Consider the following 16,713-nt stretch of genomic DNA (forward strand, 5'->3'; position numbering starts at 1 on the left):
TTGTTATCGTAATTTCACCTAATCAATGATCTACATAGGTCTACAACAAAAATACAAATATTATTTGTGTTTAGCTCGCTTTTATTTCAACGATTATAAGTGAATATTAGCGCAGTGGATTAACGAAGTACGCAAGGATCAATAATGAATCAGCATATTGGATTATTAACTCGGGATACGGTTGCAGTCATTCTTGCCGGTGGTAAAGGAAGTCGTTTAAAACAGTTAACAGCAGATCGCGCTAAACCCGGATTGCCTTTTGGAGGGAAATATAAAATAATCGATTTTACATTATCTAATTGTATGAATTCAGGGATCCGAAGGGTGGACGTATTAACCCAATATAAATCATCAGAGTTATTAGATCATATACAAAAATCTTGGAGTCATATGCCCTGGGAGCTAGGGGAATATGTCAATATTGTGCCAGCACAGCAGCAGATTGATGATCAATGGTATAGAGGCACCGCTGATGCTGTCTATCAAAATTTAAGAAAATTACGTAAAGAGGAATGTAAATATGTATTAATATTAGGTGGTGATCATATTTATAAAATGGATTACAGCCGTATGTTACGCGAACATGCTAAACATAATTCAGATATTTCAATTGCCTCTATTCCAGTCGATAGTCAATGCGCTAGCTCATTTGGTGTTTTGAATATTAGCGTTGATATGAAAATCATCCAATTTCAAGAAAAACCCAAAGTACCCGCAGAAATACCCGATCAACCAGGAAAATCATTAGCTTCTATGGGCGTTTATATTTTTAATTTTGCAATCCTAGAAAAACTACTTGTAGAAGATGCCAACTTAGCGGAGTCACTGCATGATTTTGGTTATAACATTATTCCTAAAGCGATTGTTGACTACCATGTTAGCGCTTATATCTTTGACAGTGAAGGTTGCGCAGATGTTCAAGCTTATTGGAAAGATGTCGGCACTATCGATCAATATTTTGAAGCCAATTTAGATTTAGTGAAAATTGATCCTGAATTAAATTTATACGATAAACACTGGCCCATCTATTCCTTTCAACAGCAGCTACCCGGTGCAAAATTTATATTCAACGATGAGGATTGTCGTGGGCAGGCGATAGACAGCGTTGTTTGTGCGGGCTGTATTATATCGGGCGCGACTGTTATCAATTCACTTTTATCTACCTGCGTAAAAATAGAAAAACATAGCTATTTAAGTCATTGTATTATACTACCTAATACAAGGATTGGTGAACATTGCAACCTTTACAATTTAGTGCTTGCTGAAGATTGTATTCTTCCTGATGATATAAGAATCGGCTTTGATTATGAGATCGATAGCAAATATTTTGAAATATCAGAAAACGGAGTGCGGCTTGTCACCCAAGATATGATTAATAGCTATGTTAAGGCAGAGAGACAATAAGTTTTATCATATCAGGCTGCTTTTAACGCTATGAGCGATACCTTTTAGCATTGTAAATACAAAATCAGCAAGCGAGGAGACAATGCTCGGCACTTTTGTAACAATTTCGCTTAATCCTATCGTTTTTGGGATTGACGTCTTCAAGCGATCCACCGATATTGTGCGCTTATAAACGCACTTACAAAAATAGGCTAGCTGCTGGTGCTATTTGTCTTCCTGATTTTGCATCTTGACTGATAACGGGTATATACTGCACGCTTTGAAATTTTAGGGTAAAAATCAATGCGGATTGCACTAGGTATTGAATATGATGGCGCGGCTTACTATGGCTGGCAACGTCAAAAAGAGGTTGTATCAGTACAAGAAGAGCTTGAAAAGGCGCTTTCAGTCGTCGCTAATCATACGGTGACGGTCAATTGTGCTGGGCGGACAGATGCCGGTGTTCACGGTACTGGGCAAGTGGTCCATTTTGACTCGCAAGCGATTCGCAAAGATGTCGCATGGACACTCGGAGTTAATGCTAATCTGCCTGATGATATTGCCGTTCGTTGGGTAAAACATGTTGATCAATCATTTCATGCGCGCTTCAGTGCAAGCGCACGTCGTTACCGGTATATCATCTACAATGGTGCATTTAGGCCCGGTATTTTAAGGACGGGATTAAGCCATTACCATACCCCACTAGATGCATCGATGATGCAAGAAGCAGGTCAATATATCCTTGGCCAGCATGATTTCACCTCCTTTCGTGCCCTTCATTGCCAAGCCAATAGCCCTGAACGTTGTATTGAGTATATTAAAATAGTCCGTCGCAGTGATTTTATTGTTATTGATATTAAAGCAAATGCATTCCTGCACCATATGGTGCGCAATATTGCCGGTAGCTTAATTGAAATTGGACGCGGTAATCAGCCCGTTGATTGGTTAAAAACATTACTTGAATATAAAGACCGAGCCAAAGCAGCCGCGACTGCAAAGCCTGGTGGCTTGTATCTTGTTGAAGTAGATTACCCGAAAGAGTTTGATCTTCCTAAGCCGCCTTGTGGGCCTCTGTTTTTAGATCTGTAGTTTTTGAAAATAGTATTTTTGCTTAGCCTGAAATAAAGAGTGTTGATAATTTATGCAAAAAGATTTAAATGAATGGTTGGCGTATTTAGCGCAACTTCATCACTGCGAAATTGAATTAGGCCTGACAAGAGTTTCAAAAGTAGGAACAGATCTTGATTTAATTCATTTTGATGCCACGGTCATTACAGTGGCAGGGACAAATGGCAAAGGGACGACCTGTGCTTTTCTGGAAGAGATCCTCATACAAGCAGGCTATAAAGTGGGGGTTTATAGCTCTCCTCATATTCTTCGCTACACTGAGCGTTTACGAATAAACCATAAAGAGCTTAGCGAAAAAGACCATTGTCAGGCATTCACTAAAATTGAAGCAGCACGAGGTGATACCTCTCTGAGTTATTTTGAATATGTTACATTAGCCTGTTTGCAGCTGCTAAAAGAGGCCAAATGTGATTATATTCTATTGGAAGTTGGCCTTGGAGGACGTTTAGATGCGACCAATATGGTGGAATCTGATATTAGTGTCGTGACCACAGTTGCAATTGATCATACTGATTGGTTAGGTGACGATAGAGAGAAAATCGGTTTTGAAAAAGCGGGGGTGTTTCGAGCCAACAAGCCCGTCATTTGTGGAGAATTAAATCCTCCGCAGTCATTAAGAAATTATGCCCAACAAATAGCGGCAGATATTATTTATGCCAATAAAGATTTTTGTTTTGAAAGCCAAGAAAACAGCTGGTCATGGGTGGGTAAAAAATCCATTGCCGATTTGAGCAAGACATTGATGCCGATGCAAAACGCCTCTACTGCCTTAGCCGTTATTGAAGCCCTAAACCTTAATATTAGTGATGCATTAATTCGCTCTTCATTAAAGAATGCGAAACTGGCAGGGCGATTGCAAAAAATACAGACAGAGGAACGGCCTGACATTTATCTTGATGTTGCCCATAACCCGCAATCTGCACTCTATTTAGCAAACCAACTGCAACAACTCAAATTAGCTAAAGGTCCAAACTGTAAAGTATTTGCCATTATCGGGATGCTAAAAGACAAAGATATTACCGGGACATTTGAACAGATTAACGAACAAGTTAATGAATGCAATCTTATTAGCCTCGCTGGCGACCGTGGAGCATCGAGTCAGGTCCTGTTGCAATATTATCAAGCAAGTAAAAATAGGCAAGCTAGTGTACATTGTTTTGAAAATGTCGAGTCAGCTTATAAAAGTGTCCTTAACAAGGCCGGTTCATCTGATATAATCGTCATATTTGGTTCTTTCTTTACGGTTTCCGATTTTTTAACTTTTTCACAAGGGTAATACGTGGCTACTCAGTTTAAAAATAGACTAGTTGGGGTGACTATTTTAGTTGCTTCTGTTGTTATCTTTTTACCCTCTATTATTGATGGTAAAAAAACGGCTTATGAAGATGAGTTTGTTGCAACACCCATAAAACCTCAACTTAAAGCCCATACCCTTGCTGATTCGCAAGGGACTATTAATAGCCTATCTTCTGACCTCAAAAAGCAAAATGTGACCGATAATAAGGCACAAGTTGAGGCTGAAAATGGGCAGTGGGAAGTAGCTGAAATAGCGCCAACGGCAACTATCGATGCGCTTGAGGAAGAGCAAAATATTCAACCTAAATCACCTCAAGCACAGGCGCTTGAAAGCGCATGGACAATTCAACTTGGTGCATTCCAAAATGCTGATAATATAAATTTATTACTGAAAAAGCTCCACAAAGCTGGCTTTCAGGCGCATACGGTGCCGACTGAAGTGATTGATGGTGAGTTGACGCGAGTTTTTGTCGGTCCAGATGTGTCCAAAATAAAACTTGAAAAACAGTTATCCCATTTAAAACGTTTAACACAATTACAAGGAAAAATAATCCCTTTTAATGCTGTTGACCCTTAGATTCTTTGCAGCATTTTATTTTTAATTCTGCTAGAATGCGCTCGTTTGTAGCCTACAGTGAATATAAATATTAAGGACAACAATGAGTTGGTTTGACCTCGCCATTCTTGGCATTATTGCACTTTCGTCGCTTATTAGCTTAATACGAGGATTCACCAAAGAAGCTATTTCTCTTATTACCTGGTTTGGCGCTTTTTTTATCGCCAGCAATTTTCACCCTAAAATTTCCCCCTATTTAACACAACTCAGCGACCAATTAATTCGTAATTCAGTCGCTATCGCCATCCTATTTGTTGCTGTCTTATTATTGGGCGCATTAATAAATTATATTGTTAGTCGACTCGTCTCAGTGACCGGATTGTCAGGCACTGATCGCATCATTGGTATGCTTTTTGGTGCTATCCGAGGTGTTTTGATTGTCAGTGCTGTACTCTTTTTTATAGATACTTTTACCGCTTTTAATGAAGCTAAATGGTGGGCGGAATCAACCTTAATACCTGAATTTGGTATTATCATTGAATGGTTTTTTAATCATATTGGGAACTCATCGAGCTTTTTGAATAACTTCACAAAATAAATTTAGTGGAAATGATGACCCCGTCATTGACGATTAATTAATGATGGGCTCTTGGTATATAAGCATGATCAACCAGTTCTTCATCGTTGTGTGTCGGACTGAAAAATATATTTAAAATTGATTATTAACTAACTAAAAAATAAAGGCGTTAATTTATGTGTGGAATTGTTGGAATCGTAGGCTCAACGGCAGTTAATCAAAGCATTTATGATGCATTGACAGTATTACAACACCGTGGGCAGGATGCGGCTGGTATTGTTACCATCGCAGATGATAATTTTAAACAGCGCAAGGCAAATGGGTTAGTTAAAGATGTTTTTGATTCTAAGCATATGCAGCGTTTAAAAGGCAATATCGGTATCGGCCATGTACGTTATCCAACCGCTGGTAGCTCTAGTGCTGCTGAAGCGCAACCTTTTTATGTTAACTCACCTTGGGGACTCGCATTAGCACATAACGGTAACTTAACCAATGCAACTAGTTTGCGTCAGTCTTTAATCAAGTCGCGCCGTCATATTAACACCACCTCAGACTCTGAAGTATTATTAAATATCTTTGCTGCAGAGCTTGATGAAATGCAGGGGGATAAACTTACCCCAGACGATATTTTTAATGCAGTTAGTGGAGTGCATAAGAAAGTTATCGGTGCTTACGCTGTCGTATCGTTAATGATTGGTCATGGTTTAATTGCATTCAGAGATCCCGATGGCATTCGACCGCTTGTATTAGGCTCACGCAGGACAGATGAGGGGGATATGGAGTATATCGTCGCTTCTGAAAGTGTCGGTTTAGATACCATCGGCTTTAAAGTGATGCGTGATGTTGAACCAGGAGAAGCGGTATTCATTACCGAAGATCGGCAGTTATTCACCAGACAATGTGCAGAAAAAACAAGTTTACATCCGTGCATCTTTGAATATGTTTATTTGGCACGTCCCGATTCCACCCTAAGTGGTATTTCAGTTTATGAAGCGCGCTTAGAGATGGGCCGTAAATTGGGGGCAAAAATAAAACGTGAATGGGCAGATATTCATATTGATGCTGTGATCCCTATTCCTGAAACATCTAATGATATTGCCCTACAAATGTCCATTGAACTCGGCCTTCCATACCGCCAAGGTTTTGTTAAAAACCGTTATATTGGTCGTACGTTTATTATGCCAGGGCAAACACAACGTCGTAATTCAGTGCGTCGTAAACTCAATCCGATTAATACAGAGTTTAAAGATAAAGCGGTCTTATTAGTTGATGACTCGATTGTACGTGGTACAACATCTGAGCAGATTGTTGAAATGGTGCGTGATGCTGGTGCCACAAAAGTGTATCTTGCTTCTGCAGCACCACAAGTTTGTCATCCCAACGTTTATGGGATAGATATGCCAACAGCATCGGAATTAATTGCTTATAAGCGTAGTGTTGAACAAATTAGCGATTGTATTGGCACTGATGGACTTATCTTCCAAGATCTGCAAGATTTAAAAGATGCAGTCGGTAAACAAAATCCGAATGTTGACGGCTTTGAATGCTCTGTTTTTGATGGCGTCTATGTCACTGGGGATATTGATCAAGGCTACTTTGATTACCTCGCTAGTTTGCGAAGTGAAGATGCTAAGAACGTTCAAGAGCAAAGAGAAGAGATTGCTAGCTTAGAGATGCACAACGAATCATAATATTTCATGCTTATGCATTCAACTCAGGTAACAACGAAAAACTGAGACCACAGAGGACACAGAGTTAAAGGGGGAAAACATAAAAGCTTATAACTTCTGTATTGTCTTTTCTTTTCTCCGTGTAGCGCGTAACGCCTCTGTGCGCTCTGTGGTAGTTATTTTTATGTAAATGTAATACGCCCATTAACCAGAGTCATCTACATAGCATGTAATATTTTTAACTGAGTTCTAAACTAAAAACACAACCTGTTGTGTTTTTTTTCAATAAAATTTACAATTTTAACTTTATAAAAAGCCACAACCTGTTGTGTTTTTTTTTCAATAAAATTTACAATTTTAACTTTATAAAAAGTAATAGCCTGTTGTATTTAAAGGGGGAAATAAGACCTGCACACATAAAAAAGCCAACATAAAATGTTGGCTTGTGTATTTTATTTTCTAATCTTAATCAGAAATCAGCGCTGCCAGGGGCACGAGGAAAGGCAATTACATCGCGGATGTTTTGCACACCGGTCACATAAGAAACTAAACGCTCGAAACCAAGACCGAAACCAGCATGGGGAACTGTGCCGTATTTACGCAGGTCACGGTACCAACTGTAGTCCTCTTTATTGAGGCCCATCTCTTCAAGACGTTTATCCAGAGCTTCAAGATTTTCTTCACGTTGACTACCGCCGATGATTTCACCTATACCGGGAGCGAGGACATCCATTGCGGCGACTGTTTTGCCATCAGCATTTAATTTCATATAGAATGCTTTAATATCTTTCGGGTAGTTTTGCAAAATGATCGGTGCACCGACATGCTCTTCAGCAAGATAACGTTCGTGCTCAGATTGCAAATCCACACCCCATTCAACAGCATATTCAAACTTTTTACCACAGTTCTGCAAGATTTCAATCGCATCAGTGTAGTCCATGCGCACAAATTCAGAGCTGACGATCTTCTGTAAACGGGTGATCGCCTCTTTATCGACACGCTGAGCAAAGAAAGCCATATCATCAGCACGTTCAGTTAATACCGCATTAAACACATATTTAAGCATATCTTCAGCGAGCTGCGCCGCATCTGCTAAATCAGCAAAGGCGATTTCAGGTTCAACCATCCAGAACTCAGCGAGATGGCGAGTGGTATTTGAGTTCTCGGCGCGGAAAGTAGGCCCAAATGTATAAACATTGCTTAATGCACAGGCATAAGTCTCTGCATTTAGTTGACCCGAGACGGTTAAAAAAGTCTCTTTACCAAAAAAATCTTTTTTATAATCAATCTTTCCCGCATCTGTACGCGGCAAATTGTCTAAGTCGAGTGTGCTCACTTGAAACATTTCACCCGCACCTTCACAGTCACTGCCAGTAATAATGGGGGTACTGATCCAATTAAAACCTCTTTCATAAAAGAAGTTATGAATCGCATGGGACAGACAGTTACGTACCCGTGTTACCGCGCCGAACATATTAGTACGTGGACGAAGGTGTGCATGCTCGCGCATATATTCGATACTGTGACGTTTCGCCGACATTGGATAGGTTTCAGGATCTTGCACAAAACCTAATACTTTTACCGTCGTAGCTTGAATTTCAAAAAGTTGGCCTTTTCCTGGGCTTTCCACGAGTTCGCCCGTTACTTGAACCGAACAACCCGCCGTTAAATTCTGAATTTCTGCAATATAATTGTCTAAATCAGCAGGTACAACAGCTTGGATTGGATCAAAACATGAGCCATCATAAACGGCTAAAAATGAGATACCGGCTTTTGAATCACGACGAGTGCGGATCCAGCCTTGAACTGTTACTTTTGTACCTATCGGGAATTTGCTGTTGAAAATATCAACAATCGCTGTTTTTGACATCAGAATTAGTGCTCCATAATCACAGTTTTAACTGTTTTTTACCAAAAATTAGAATAGAGGCATATCTTACCTTGGCTAGGGTTAGATACAAGTCTATGATTCGATAATCATTGAGTTTTTTATTGGGATTTATCATGGAACAACAATATGTGAGGCAACATTTTCATAATGCACATGAATGGCGACGTTTTTTTCTACTTTGGTTAACGGTTTTTTTATGGGCGGCGTTTTTAGGGTATATGCTACTTTTCCATTATGCTCGTGATTTTTTTGAACCGCTAGTTATGTCGTATTTTGAGGTTGATTCTCCTCAGTATTATCAGTTTTCTGAAATAAGAATATTTATGTCTCTGCTTTGGGCATGCAGCATTATTTCTGTATTAGCGATTCTCAATACTTGGAATAAAAAACGCAGGCAGGGGGATAATACACCGGACAAATTTTTGATTGTGATCATGTCTGCCACCGTCGTTTTTGCTTTTTATTATGCTAAAACTGATCTCAATTACTTAAACGGACAGTTATCTATTTTGGCGACACTGTTTGGTGAATAAACCTGAGCAAATAGCGCTGAGCATAAAAAGGAGACAATGCGTCTCCTTTTGTGTTTGCTCGGCGAAGCATAACTAATCGTTTATATACTAGCGACACGATAGATGGCGTCGCATAATTTTTTCAACTGCTGTTTTTCTATGATATAAGGCGGCATAATATAAATTAACTTACCAAAAGGGCGGATCCAAACACCGAGCGCCACAAATTGCTTTTGTACTATCGCAACATCAATCGCTTCTTTCATTTCAACAACAGCTATAGCCCCTAATACACGTACATTCTTTACTTGTGACAAGTCACTACAAGGCGCTAAATATTCTTTTAGTTGCTGCTCTATGCGGCTTACTTTTTCCTGCCAATTAATACTGATAAGTTTATCAATACTGGCGCAAGCGACAGCGCATGCCAGAGGATTACCCATAAAAGTCGGGCCGTGCATAAATACGGCAGCTTTACCCTGGCTGATGGTTGTCGCTACTTTATCTGTGGTTAAAGTGGCAGCCAAGCTCATGTAACCACCTGTGATCGCTTTACCCACACAAATAATATCAGGACTTATATCAGCAAATTCACACGCAAATAGCTTGCCCGTGCGGCCAAAACCGGTAGCAATTTCATCAGCAATTAAGAGTAGTTGATGTTTATCACATAAATCGCGGATCCCTTTCAGATATTGCGGATGATAAAAATGCATGCCGCCTGCGCCCTGTACAATCGGTTCTAAAATGATTGCCGCAATATTATCCTTATTCGCTATGACCATCCGCGTTATCTGATCAAGATCGCAGGCGTCCCATTGCTGATCAATGGTGATTTTGGGTTGTGGTGCAAATAGCTGCTTAGCGAGGAAGTTGTGATACAGCTCATGCATAGAACCTTCAGGATCGGTCACCGACATAGCGCCGAAAGTATCTCCGTGATAACCATTACGAATGGTTAAAAACTGGCTTTTCGGTTTATCCATGGCATGCCAATATTGTAGCGCCATTTTTAACGCGACCTCCACACTGACGCTACCAGAGTCGCATAAAAACACTTTATTGAGTCCTTTAGGGGTGATCTCAACGAGTTTTTTGGCAAGATCAATAGCGGGTTGATGTGTTAAACCACCAAACATCACATGCGCCATTTTATCGATTTGATTTTTAGCCGCAAGATTGAGCTCTGCTACATTATAACCAAATATACACGCCCACCAAGAGGACATACCATCGATTAACTGTTCGCCATTGTCTAGCTGAATAAGTGCTTTATTTGCCGAAACCACACCATAACAGGGTAATGGATTGGTCATCGATGTATAAGGGTGCCATAAATGGTTGCTATCAAATTGCAGATCAATGCTCATAACGCTCACTATTTAGTCAGTTGTAAAGGTATTGTCGTTAAAAAGTTGACAGTGTAGCCTTGAACATTAAACTAACCAAACTATTTTAAGGTGAGAATCTATTATGAAGAGCACAGTAATCCGTCAAAACTGGCGCGTTTCAGAAGTCGAAGAGATGTTCGAGATCCCTTTCATGGATCTTCTCTTTGAAGCACAGACCGTTCACCGCCAGCATTTCCCTAATAATGAGGTGCAAGTGAGCACCTTATTATCAATTAAAACCGGCGCTTGCCCGGAAGACTGTAAATATTGCCCACAGAGTGCGCGTTATGATACAGGGCTTGAAAAAGAGACGCTGATGGAAGTTGCCAAGGTGCTCAAAGCGGCTAAGGATGCCAAAGCGACCGGTTCGACCCGTTTTTGCATGGGCGCGGCTTGGAAAAATCCCAAACAACGCGATATGTCTTATCTTGTGGAAATGATTAAAGAGGTCAAATCGTTGGGATTGGAGTCATGCATGACCTTAGGCATGCTAGATAACCAACAAGCAACGCAACTTGCACAAGCGGGCCTTGATTATTACAACCATAACCTCGATACCTCGCCGGAATATTACGATAAAATCATCACTACCCGTAGCTATCAAGATCGTTTAGACACCCTCGATAATGTGCGCGAAGCTGGAATGAAAGTATGCAGTGGTGGCATTGTCGGTTTGGGAGAAGCAAGCCAAGATCGCGCGGGATTATTAGTGCAATTGGCCAATATGCCCAAGCAACCAGAGAGTGTGCCGATTAATAAGCTGGTCAAAGTGGCGGGGACACCGCTGGAAAGTGTTGACGACCTCGATGAATTCACCTTTATCAAAACCATTGCCATTGCGCGGATCATGATGCCCCAATCCCATGTACGTTTGTCCGCTGGACGTGAAAGTATGTCAGAGCAAACCCAAGCGCTTTGTTTTATGGCGGGCGCTAACTCCATCTTTTATGGCTGCAAATTATTAACCACCGCCAATCCTGATGAAGATTCTGATATGAAGCTGTTTAAGAAATTAGGCATCAATAAAGAAGCAGTTACTTTTTCTCCTTTTGAAAAAGAAAAAACAGTTGATGCCGCGATTGTGCGTCACAGTGAAAAAGATGATCTCTTTTATGATGCGACAAGTGTCCTTTAATGGCCTTTGATTTTATTTCAGAGCAACTGAGCAATCGAGTCAACGACGGACTTTATCGCCATTGCACTGCAATAACTGGGTCGCAAGGACGATTATTAAACGTCGATAATAAAAACTACCTCAATTTTTCCAGCAATGATTATTTAGGGCTAGCCAGCGATCCTGCGTTAATTAACGCATGGCAAAAAGGTGCGCAATTATTTGGCGTGGGCAGTGGCGGCTCTTTTTTGGTGACCGGTTATAATAAAGCGCATGAAGATTTAACTGAACAGTTAAAAAGCTGGTTAGGTGTCGAAGCGTTGGCTCTGTTTAGTTCGGGGTACTCTGCTAATCAAGCGATTATCAAACTATTGCTGGGTAAAAACGACCTGTTAATTCAAGATAAGCTCAATCATGCCTCCTTAATGGAAGCGGGAACTCTTGCGGATTGCAAAATGCTGCGTTTTAAGCACAATGACGTTAGCCATCTCGAACAGTCATTAATCAAACATGGCAGCAACAATGCGAATAAACTCATTATCAGTGAAGGTGTATTTAGCATGGACGGAGATTGTGCACCGATCCGCTCCTTGGCCGATCAGGCAAATTTATATGATAGCTGGCTCATGATAGATGATGCCCATGGTTTGGGCGTGCTCGGTAAAAATGGCCAAGGCAGTGCAGTGCATGCAGGATTAAAAAATAGTGACTTACAAATATATATGGGCACGTTTGGTAAGGCGCTAGGCGTGGGCGGGGCATTTGTTGCGGGTTCGCAAGCGTTTATTGATTACCTAACTAACTTCTCTAAGCCCTATATTTACAGCACAGGATTACCACCAGCGATGGCTTACACGATCAGTCAAGCTGCAAAAATGGTAGAAAACGAGCACTGGCGTCGTGATAAATTACATAGTTTAATCAATACATTTAGAAGAATAGCCGCAGAGCAGGGCATCCAAATTGCGCACTCAAGCACCGCTATTCAACCAATCATTATTGGTGATAGTAAGAAAGCTGTCAGGTTAGCTGAGCAATTAAAAATATTAGGCTTTTGGACGACCGCAATTCGCCCCCCAACAGTGCCTGTTAACAGCGCACGTTTACGCATCACCTTAACCGCTCATCATAAAATTGAAGATTTGCAGCGACTAGTGGCCGCCATTCGCCGAGTATTAAATGAATTGTAAAGTCGCCCTCAGCATTGATAAAATTGCAGTCAAAAAATCATTTTCTAAAGCTGCTCGGCATTATGATCAGTTCGCGCAATTGCAGCGAGATATCGGTGTGCAGTTATTAAATACCGTTAACAAACAAGATTATAAGCGGATTTTAGATCTTGGTTGTGGCACTGGTTATTTCAGTGAAAAAATACTCCATCGTTATCCTCAGAGTCACATAAATTGTTTGGATCTTTGTGATGCAATGCTTGCACAAGTAGCCAAAAAAAGGTTGGTAAATGTGACCTGCCAGCAAGGTGATATCGATAATTTACCCATCGATTATGATAGATTTGATCTGATTTTCTCTAACCTTGTGCTGCAGTGGAGCGAGGATCTCTGTGCTTGTTTGAAACAGCTAAAAGGGCGCTTATCCGAAGGAGGAAAATTGCATTTCTCTACCTTGCTAACGGGGACGCTTAATGAGTTAACGCAGGCTTGGAGGACGGTCGATCAATCACCACACACCAATTCATTCTTAGATATCGACACTATTAGCGAGTATCTGCAGCAATGTGGATTTAGTCAGTTAAGCATAAAAACAGAAACACGCATTGTGCATTATGACAATGTGATTGCCGTCATGCGCGCATTAAAAGGGGTCGGTGCTAATCATGTGCACGGTCATCAAAAAGGAAAATTAAATGGGCGGAAACTGATTAAGCAGCTTGAAAAAGGCTACCAACCCTTTCTTAACGGTTCCGGTCAATTAAATTTAACTTACCAAGTTTGTTACGTAGAGGCACAAAAATAAAATGAATGAGTATCACAAAAATAACACTTTTTTTGTTACTGGAACCGACACCGATGTGGGTAAAACAATCTCTTGTAAAGCACTCTTGCAAGCCGCCAATAAGCACAAGCTTACCACGCTTGCCTATAAGCCGATTGCAGCGGGGTGTGAATTAACGGCGGATGGTCTACGCAATGAAGATGCCCTCATTTTACAAAAAAATAGCAGTATTGCGGTTTCTTATGATGCGCTTAATCCGATCTCATTTGCTCAACCTATTGCACCGCATATCGCTGCAGAAGTTGAAAATAGACCGATCCAATCCCACTTGATCACGCAAGGTTTTCAAGCACTACAAAAACTGAATGCTGATCTCCTCATTATAGAGGGGGCAGGGGGCTGGCGTTTACCCTTAAACGATAAAGAGATGTTATCGGATTGGGTGATAGCACAAAACTTAGCGGTTATTTTGGTGGTGGGGATGAAATTAGGCTGTTTAAATCACGCAATTTTAACTTACGAAACGATTATTAATGACGGTTTAACGGTTGTTGGTTGGATAGCCAATCAAGTGCAAGCCGAGATGCCTTTTTACGAGCATAATCTACAACTATTAAGCACTAAGATTAAAGCCCCTATGATTGCTGAAATCCCCTTTCTAAATAACATCCATCAGGTCGACTTAGCACAGTTCGTTAATTTTCCGCTTAAATAAATTTCCATCCCAAACTTCGCTTAATGATCAACAGGGCTGACAATACCTCGTTCATGCAGTCCAACAACATGTAAATATATCTGCGTCGTACTGATATCACTGTGTCCAAGCAACTCCTGAATATTACGTAAATCGGTGCCGGCTTCTAATAAGCGTGTAGCAAAACTGTGCCGAAAAGTATGGCAACCGGCTTTTTTCATTATATTGGATTTTCTAATCGATTCTTTAACTTTACGTTGAACCGATTGTTCAGAAACATGGTGTCGGCGCAGGATCCCGGTGCGCGGGTCAACAGATAAACTCACAGCAGGAAATAAGTATTGCCATTTAGGCTCATACGCTGCATTGGGATATTTTCTAGACAACGCACCGGGTAGAAAAACACCACCAAAGCCATCGTGTAAATCTTGTTGATGTTGCAATAAGCTTGATTTCACCTGATGTTTTAGTGCCTCGATTAACATTTTTGGCATCAACGTGCGGCGACATTTATCCCCTTTGGTTTCTCTGACAAAGATGCAATCGGATCCAAAATCAATATCTTTAATACGCAAACGAGTGGTTTCTGAGATTCGCAAACCACAACCATACATCAATAATGCACATAATTTAGGTTTATCAGATAGCCCATTAATCACCGCCTGTGCTTCATTATGGGTAAACACTGTGGGTAGTTGCCTAGGTTTCGTCGCGTAGCGAAACCTAAGATCTTTAATCTCTCGTTGCATAAATTCGCGATACATGAACACCAATGCATTGAGCGCCGTTTTTTGCGTATTGCAGCTAACACTGCAAGCAACAGAAAGGTGTTCTAAAAACGATTCAATCTCTGTATTGCCCATTGTCTCTGGGTGCTTAAGATGATTAAAGCGTATATATGCCAATATCCAGTAACAATAAGTCTTTTCTGTTTTAAAAGAATAATGGCGACTGCGGATGAATATGCGTAATTGATCCATAAAACGCTTAGAATCGAGTGCTATTAACGGCCTAACATCATACATAATCGGCTCCATAATTGAAAATTAATACGCTGTAATTATAACCAGTAGTATGGTTGCGTTTCAGATATTAATCCAGCAGATAGCGGTCACTGTGCAGGTTATATTCTGTGCCATTCTAATTTTCTATATAAATCAATTACTTGTTGTGGATTTCAAAAAGGAGATAGGTGTCACCGTAACACCTATCTCCAGTCACAATTTTAGTTGGTTATTTTAAAAGCCGTTGATTACGTGAGGAATAGTAGATATTCTCATGATCATTTTAAATAAGATAGGTGGCAAGAGTTTTACGTCTCGTGTTGCTTATAAAGCTGTTAAATTTCACTCCACATTGTGAAGTGTAAATTGATGAATAGGTTGGTTGGATGTTTTTGGCGATCCTATTTTCAATGAATTTGCGAATCGGCTCTCCGAATCGCAGTTGGAAATGGGGCAATATCAAGTTAGCTTTTGTACTAAACGGGCTGGGTTAATTTACCTATTTATCAGCATTACGTTTTGAGCTTTGTTGTTTGCAATTGGGCTACTTCGTTGAAAAATAGATAGGTAAATAAAACGTTTTTCGTTTCAAGTTAAAAGAAATATAAGCGTTGCGTTTCATGTAGGCTACAAGCTTACAAGTCGCAAAACTTAACAAGGCAAAGCACTGGACGCATTACGCTTTGTCGTCTTTTTTGCAAAAAACAAAAAGCTGCAAAAACGCCGCCAAACCTATGTGCCAGTGTTTAGCGGCGTTATACAAACCCACTCTCTTCGTGGGCTGCTTATTACAAATACTCACACACCCACAAAAAAAGGAATATGTTTAATGTTTGATACTAATCACTTTGACAAACTATACTCTTACGCAATAGTCATGCTTGAACAAGAGGCTTTAAGATGTCCAGAAATTACCAAGGAAAGGTATTACCAAAGGGTTATACAAAATGCTAATGACTTTAACTTACACAGGGATTGGTATAAATGTGACAATATAAGTGCGTTAGACCATTTTGTATCTGAGTTTGAGAACCTAAAGGGGTATGGTATCCATCTCTCCTTGGGAGCTGCGAAAGAATATCAAAGACAACTCTTAAATATCTAACATCCTCCGTAAGGCCAACACTTCGTCATTCATTAGTGTTGGTTGGTTCTCAACAAACCACTCCAACAGCTTTACAGCTACGCGTGACTCGTGAATCTTTTTCTCTAAACCTCTTATTACTGCGTGTTCATCATCGCTACAATAAGGGACGAAGAATTCAACTTTATAATCATCTACACTCATATTTATTTCTCCTAATTTAATTTAAAATAGTTATATATTAATTACATAACTCTAACTTTTGTATAACAAGTAAATTAACAAGGAATTGCTACGCAATCCTGTTATTTAAGCGTTAAATTTCACTCCACATTGTGAAATGTAGAAATTGTAAGTTGGTTGGTTGGGTGTTTTGCGCGATCCCATATTCAACGAATTTGCGGATCGGCTTTCTAAATCGCTGTTGGAAATGGGGCAATATCAAGTTAGCTTTTGTATT

General features: G+C 40.2%; 16 protein-coding genes. 12 read left to right on the top strand and 4 right to left on the bottom strand.

The annotated features are described in order from the left end of the window. Window positions 1–144: 144 nt before the first annotated feature. The 6 genes from glgC to purF all read left to right on the top strand — a co-directional run bounded on the left by glgC (window position 145) and on the right by purF (window position 6,631). A complete protein-coding gene (gene glgC, locus KSO91_RS04980; protein WP_238741846.1) occupies window positions 145–1,404 on the top strand; it encodes a glucose-1-phosphate adenylyltransferase in 1,260 nt (419 codons plus the stop codon). Window positions 1,405–1,686: 282 nt separating this feature from the next. Beyond that, complete coding sequence (truA, locus tag KSO91_RS04985; protein WP_238741847.1) at window positions 1,687–2,472, top strand: tRNA pseudouridine(38-40) synthase TruA; 786 nt, start codon at window positions 1,687–1,689, stop codon at window positions 2,470–2,472. Between the two features lie 52 nt (window positions 2,473–2,524). Continuing rightward, the gene (folC, locus tag KSO91_RS04990) at window positions 2,525–3,787 is read left to right on the top strand and encodes a bifunctional tetrahydrofolate synthase/dihydrofolate synthase (protein WP_238741848.1); all 1,263 of its coding nucleotides are present in this window, start codon (window positions 2,525–2,527) and stop codon (window positions 3,785–3,787) included. Window positions 3,788–3,790: 3 nt separating this feature from the next. After that, entirely contained in the window at window positions 3,791–4,384 is a 594-nt protein-coding gene (locus KSO91_RS17745; RefSeq protein ID WP_238741849.1) for an SPOR domain-containing protein, read from the top strand. Window positions 4,385–4,466: 82 nt separating this feature from the next. Beyond that, the gene (locus tag KSO91_RS05000; RefSeq protein WP_238741850.1) at window positions 4,467–4,961 is read left to right on the top strand and encodes a CvpA family protein; all 495 of its coding nucleotides are present in this window, start codon (window positions 4,467–4,469) and stop codon (window positions 4,959–4,961) included. Window positions 4,962–5,116: 155 nt separating this feature from the next. Next, a complete protein-coding gene (gene purF / locus KSO91_RS05005; protein WP_238741851.1) occupies window positions 5,117–6,631 on the top strand; it encodes an amidophosphoribosyltransferase in 1,515 nt (504 codons plus the stop codon). Window positions 6,632–7,079: 448 nt separating this feature from the next. Here purF and asnS read toward each other — a convergent pair whose 3' ends face one another. Further along, complete coding sequence (gene asnS / locus KSO91_RS05010) at window positions 7,080–8,480, bottom strand: asparagine--tRNA ligase (RefSeq protein ID WP_238741852.1); 1,401 nt, start codon at window positions 8,478–8,480, stop codon at window positions 7,080–7,082. A gap of 134 nt (window positions 8,481–8,614) precedes the next feature. Between asnS and KSO91_RS05015 the strand changes: the two genes are divergently transcribed. Further along, window positions 8,615–9,034 (top strand): hypothetical protein, encoded by a 420-nt coding sequence (locus KSO91_RS05015; RefSeq protein WP_238741853.1) that lies wholly within the window; start codon window positions 8,615–8,617, stop codon window positions 9,032–9,034. Between the two features lie 80 nt (window positions 9,035–9,114). Here KSO91_RS05015 and bioA read toward each other — a convergent pair whose 3' ends face one another. Continuing rightward, window positions 9,115–10,383 carry an adenosylmethionine--8-amino-7-oxononanoate transaminase gene (gene bioA, locus KSO91_RS05020; protein WP_238741854.1) on the bottom strand — a complete coding sequence of 423 codons (1,269 nt, stop codon included), beginning with the start codon at window positions 10,381–10,383 and terminating at the stop codon, window positions 9,115–9,117. Window positions 10,384–10,486: 103 nt separating this feature from the next. Here bioA and bioB point away from each other — a divergent pair, with 103 nt between their 5' ends. From bioB to bioD, 4 genes are read left to right on the top strand one after another with little or no spacing between them, the layout of a single operon-like run. Next, window positions 10,487–11,539, top strand: a complete 1,053-nt coding sequence (gene bioB, locus KSO91_RS05025; protein WP_238741855.1) for a biotin synthase BioB — start codon at window positions 10,487–10,489, stop codon at window positions 11,537–11,539. Then, window positions 11,539–12,708, top strand: a complete 1,170-nt coding sequence (bioF, locus tag KSO91_RS05030; protein WP_238741856.1) for an 8-amino-7-oxononanoate synthase — start codon at window positions 11,539–11,541, stop codon at window positions 12,706–12,708. The genes bioB and bioF overlap by 1 nt, the downstream gene beginning before the upstream one ends. Beyond that, window positions 12,698–13,492, top strand: a complete 795-nt coding sequence (gene bioC / locus KSO91_RS05035) for a malonyl-ACP O-methyltransferase BioC (RefSeq protein ID WP_238741857.1) — start codon at window positions 12,698–12,700, stop codon at window positions 13,490–13,492. The genes bioF and bioC overlap by 11 nt, the downstream gene beginning before the upstream one ends. A gap of 1 nt (window position 13,493) precedes the next feature. After that, entirely contained in the window at window positions 13,494–14,186 is a 693-nt protein-coding gene (gene bioD / locus KSO91_RS05040) for a dethiobiotin synthase (protein ID WP_238741858.1), read from the top strand. 20 nt (window positions 14,187–14,206) lie between these two features. Here the strand turns inward: bioD and KSO91_RS05045 are convergent, their stop codons facing one another. Further along, on the bottom strand, window positions 14,207–15,190 hold the full coding sequence (locus KSO91_RS05045) for an integron integrase (RefSeq protein ID WP_275113913.1): 984 nt from the start codon (window positions 15,188–15,190) through the stop codon (window positions 14,207–14,209). Window positions 15,191–15,998: 808 nt separating this feature from the next. Between KSO91_RS05045 and KSO91_RS05050 the strand changes: the two genes are divergently transcribed. Next, window positions 15,999–16,274, top strand: a complete 276-nt coding sequence (locus KSO91_RS05050; protein WP_238741859.1) for a hypothetical protein — start codon at window positions 15,999–16,001, stop codon at window positions 16,272–16,274. Here the strand turns inward: KSO91_RS05050 and KSO91_RS05055 are convergent. Beyond that, the gene (locus KSO91_RS05055; RefSeq protein ID WP_238741860.1) at window positions 16,263–16,457 is read right to left on the bottom strand and encodes a hypothetical protein; all 195 of its coding nucleotides are present in this window, start codon (window positions 16,455–16,457) and stop codon (window positions 16,263–16,265) included. The genes KSO91_RS05050 and KSO91_RS05055 overlap by 12 nt on opposite strands. Window positions 16,458–16,713: the final 256 nt, after the last annotated feature.

This window comes from Psychromonas antarctica (assembly GCF_022267535.1).
Taxonomy (GTDB): domain Bacteria; phylum Pseudomonadota; class Gammaproteobacteria; order Enterobacterales; family Psychromonadaceae; genus Psychromonas; species Psychromonas antarctica.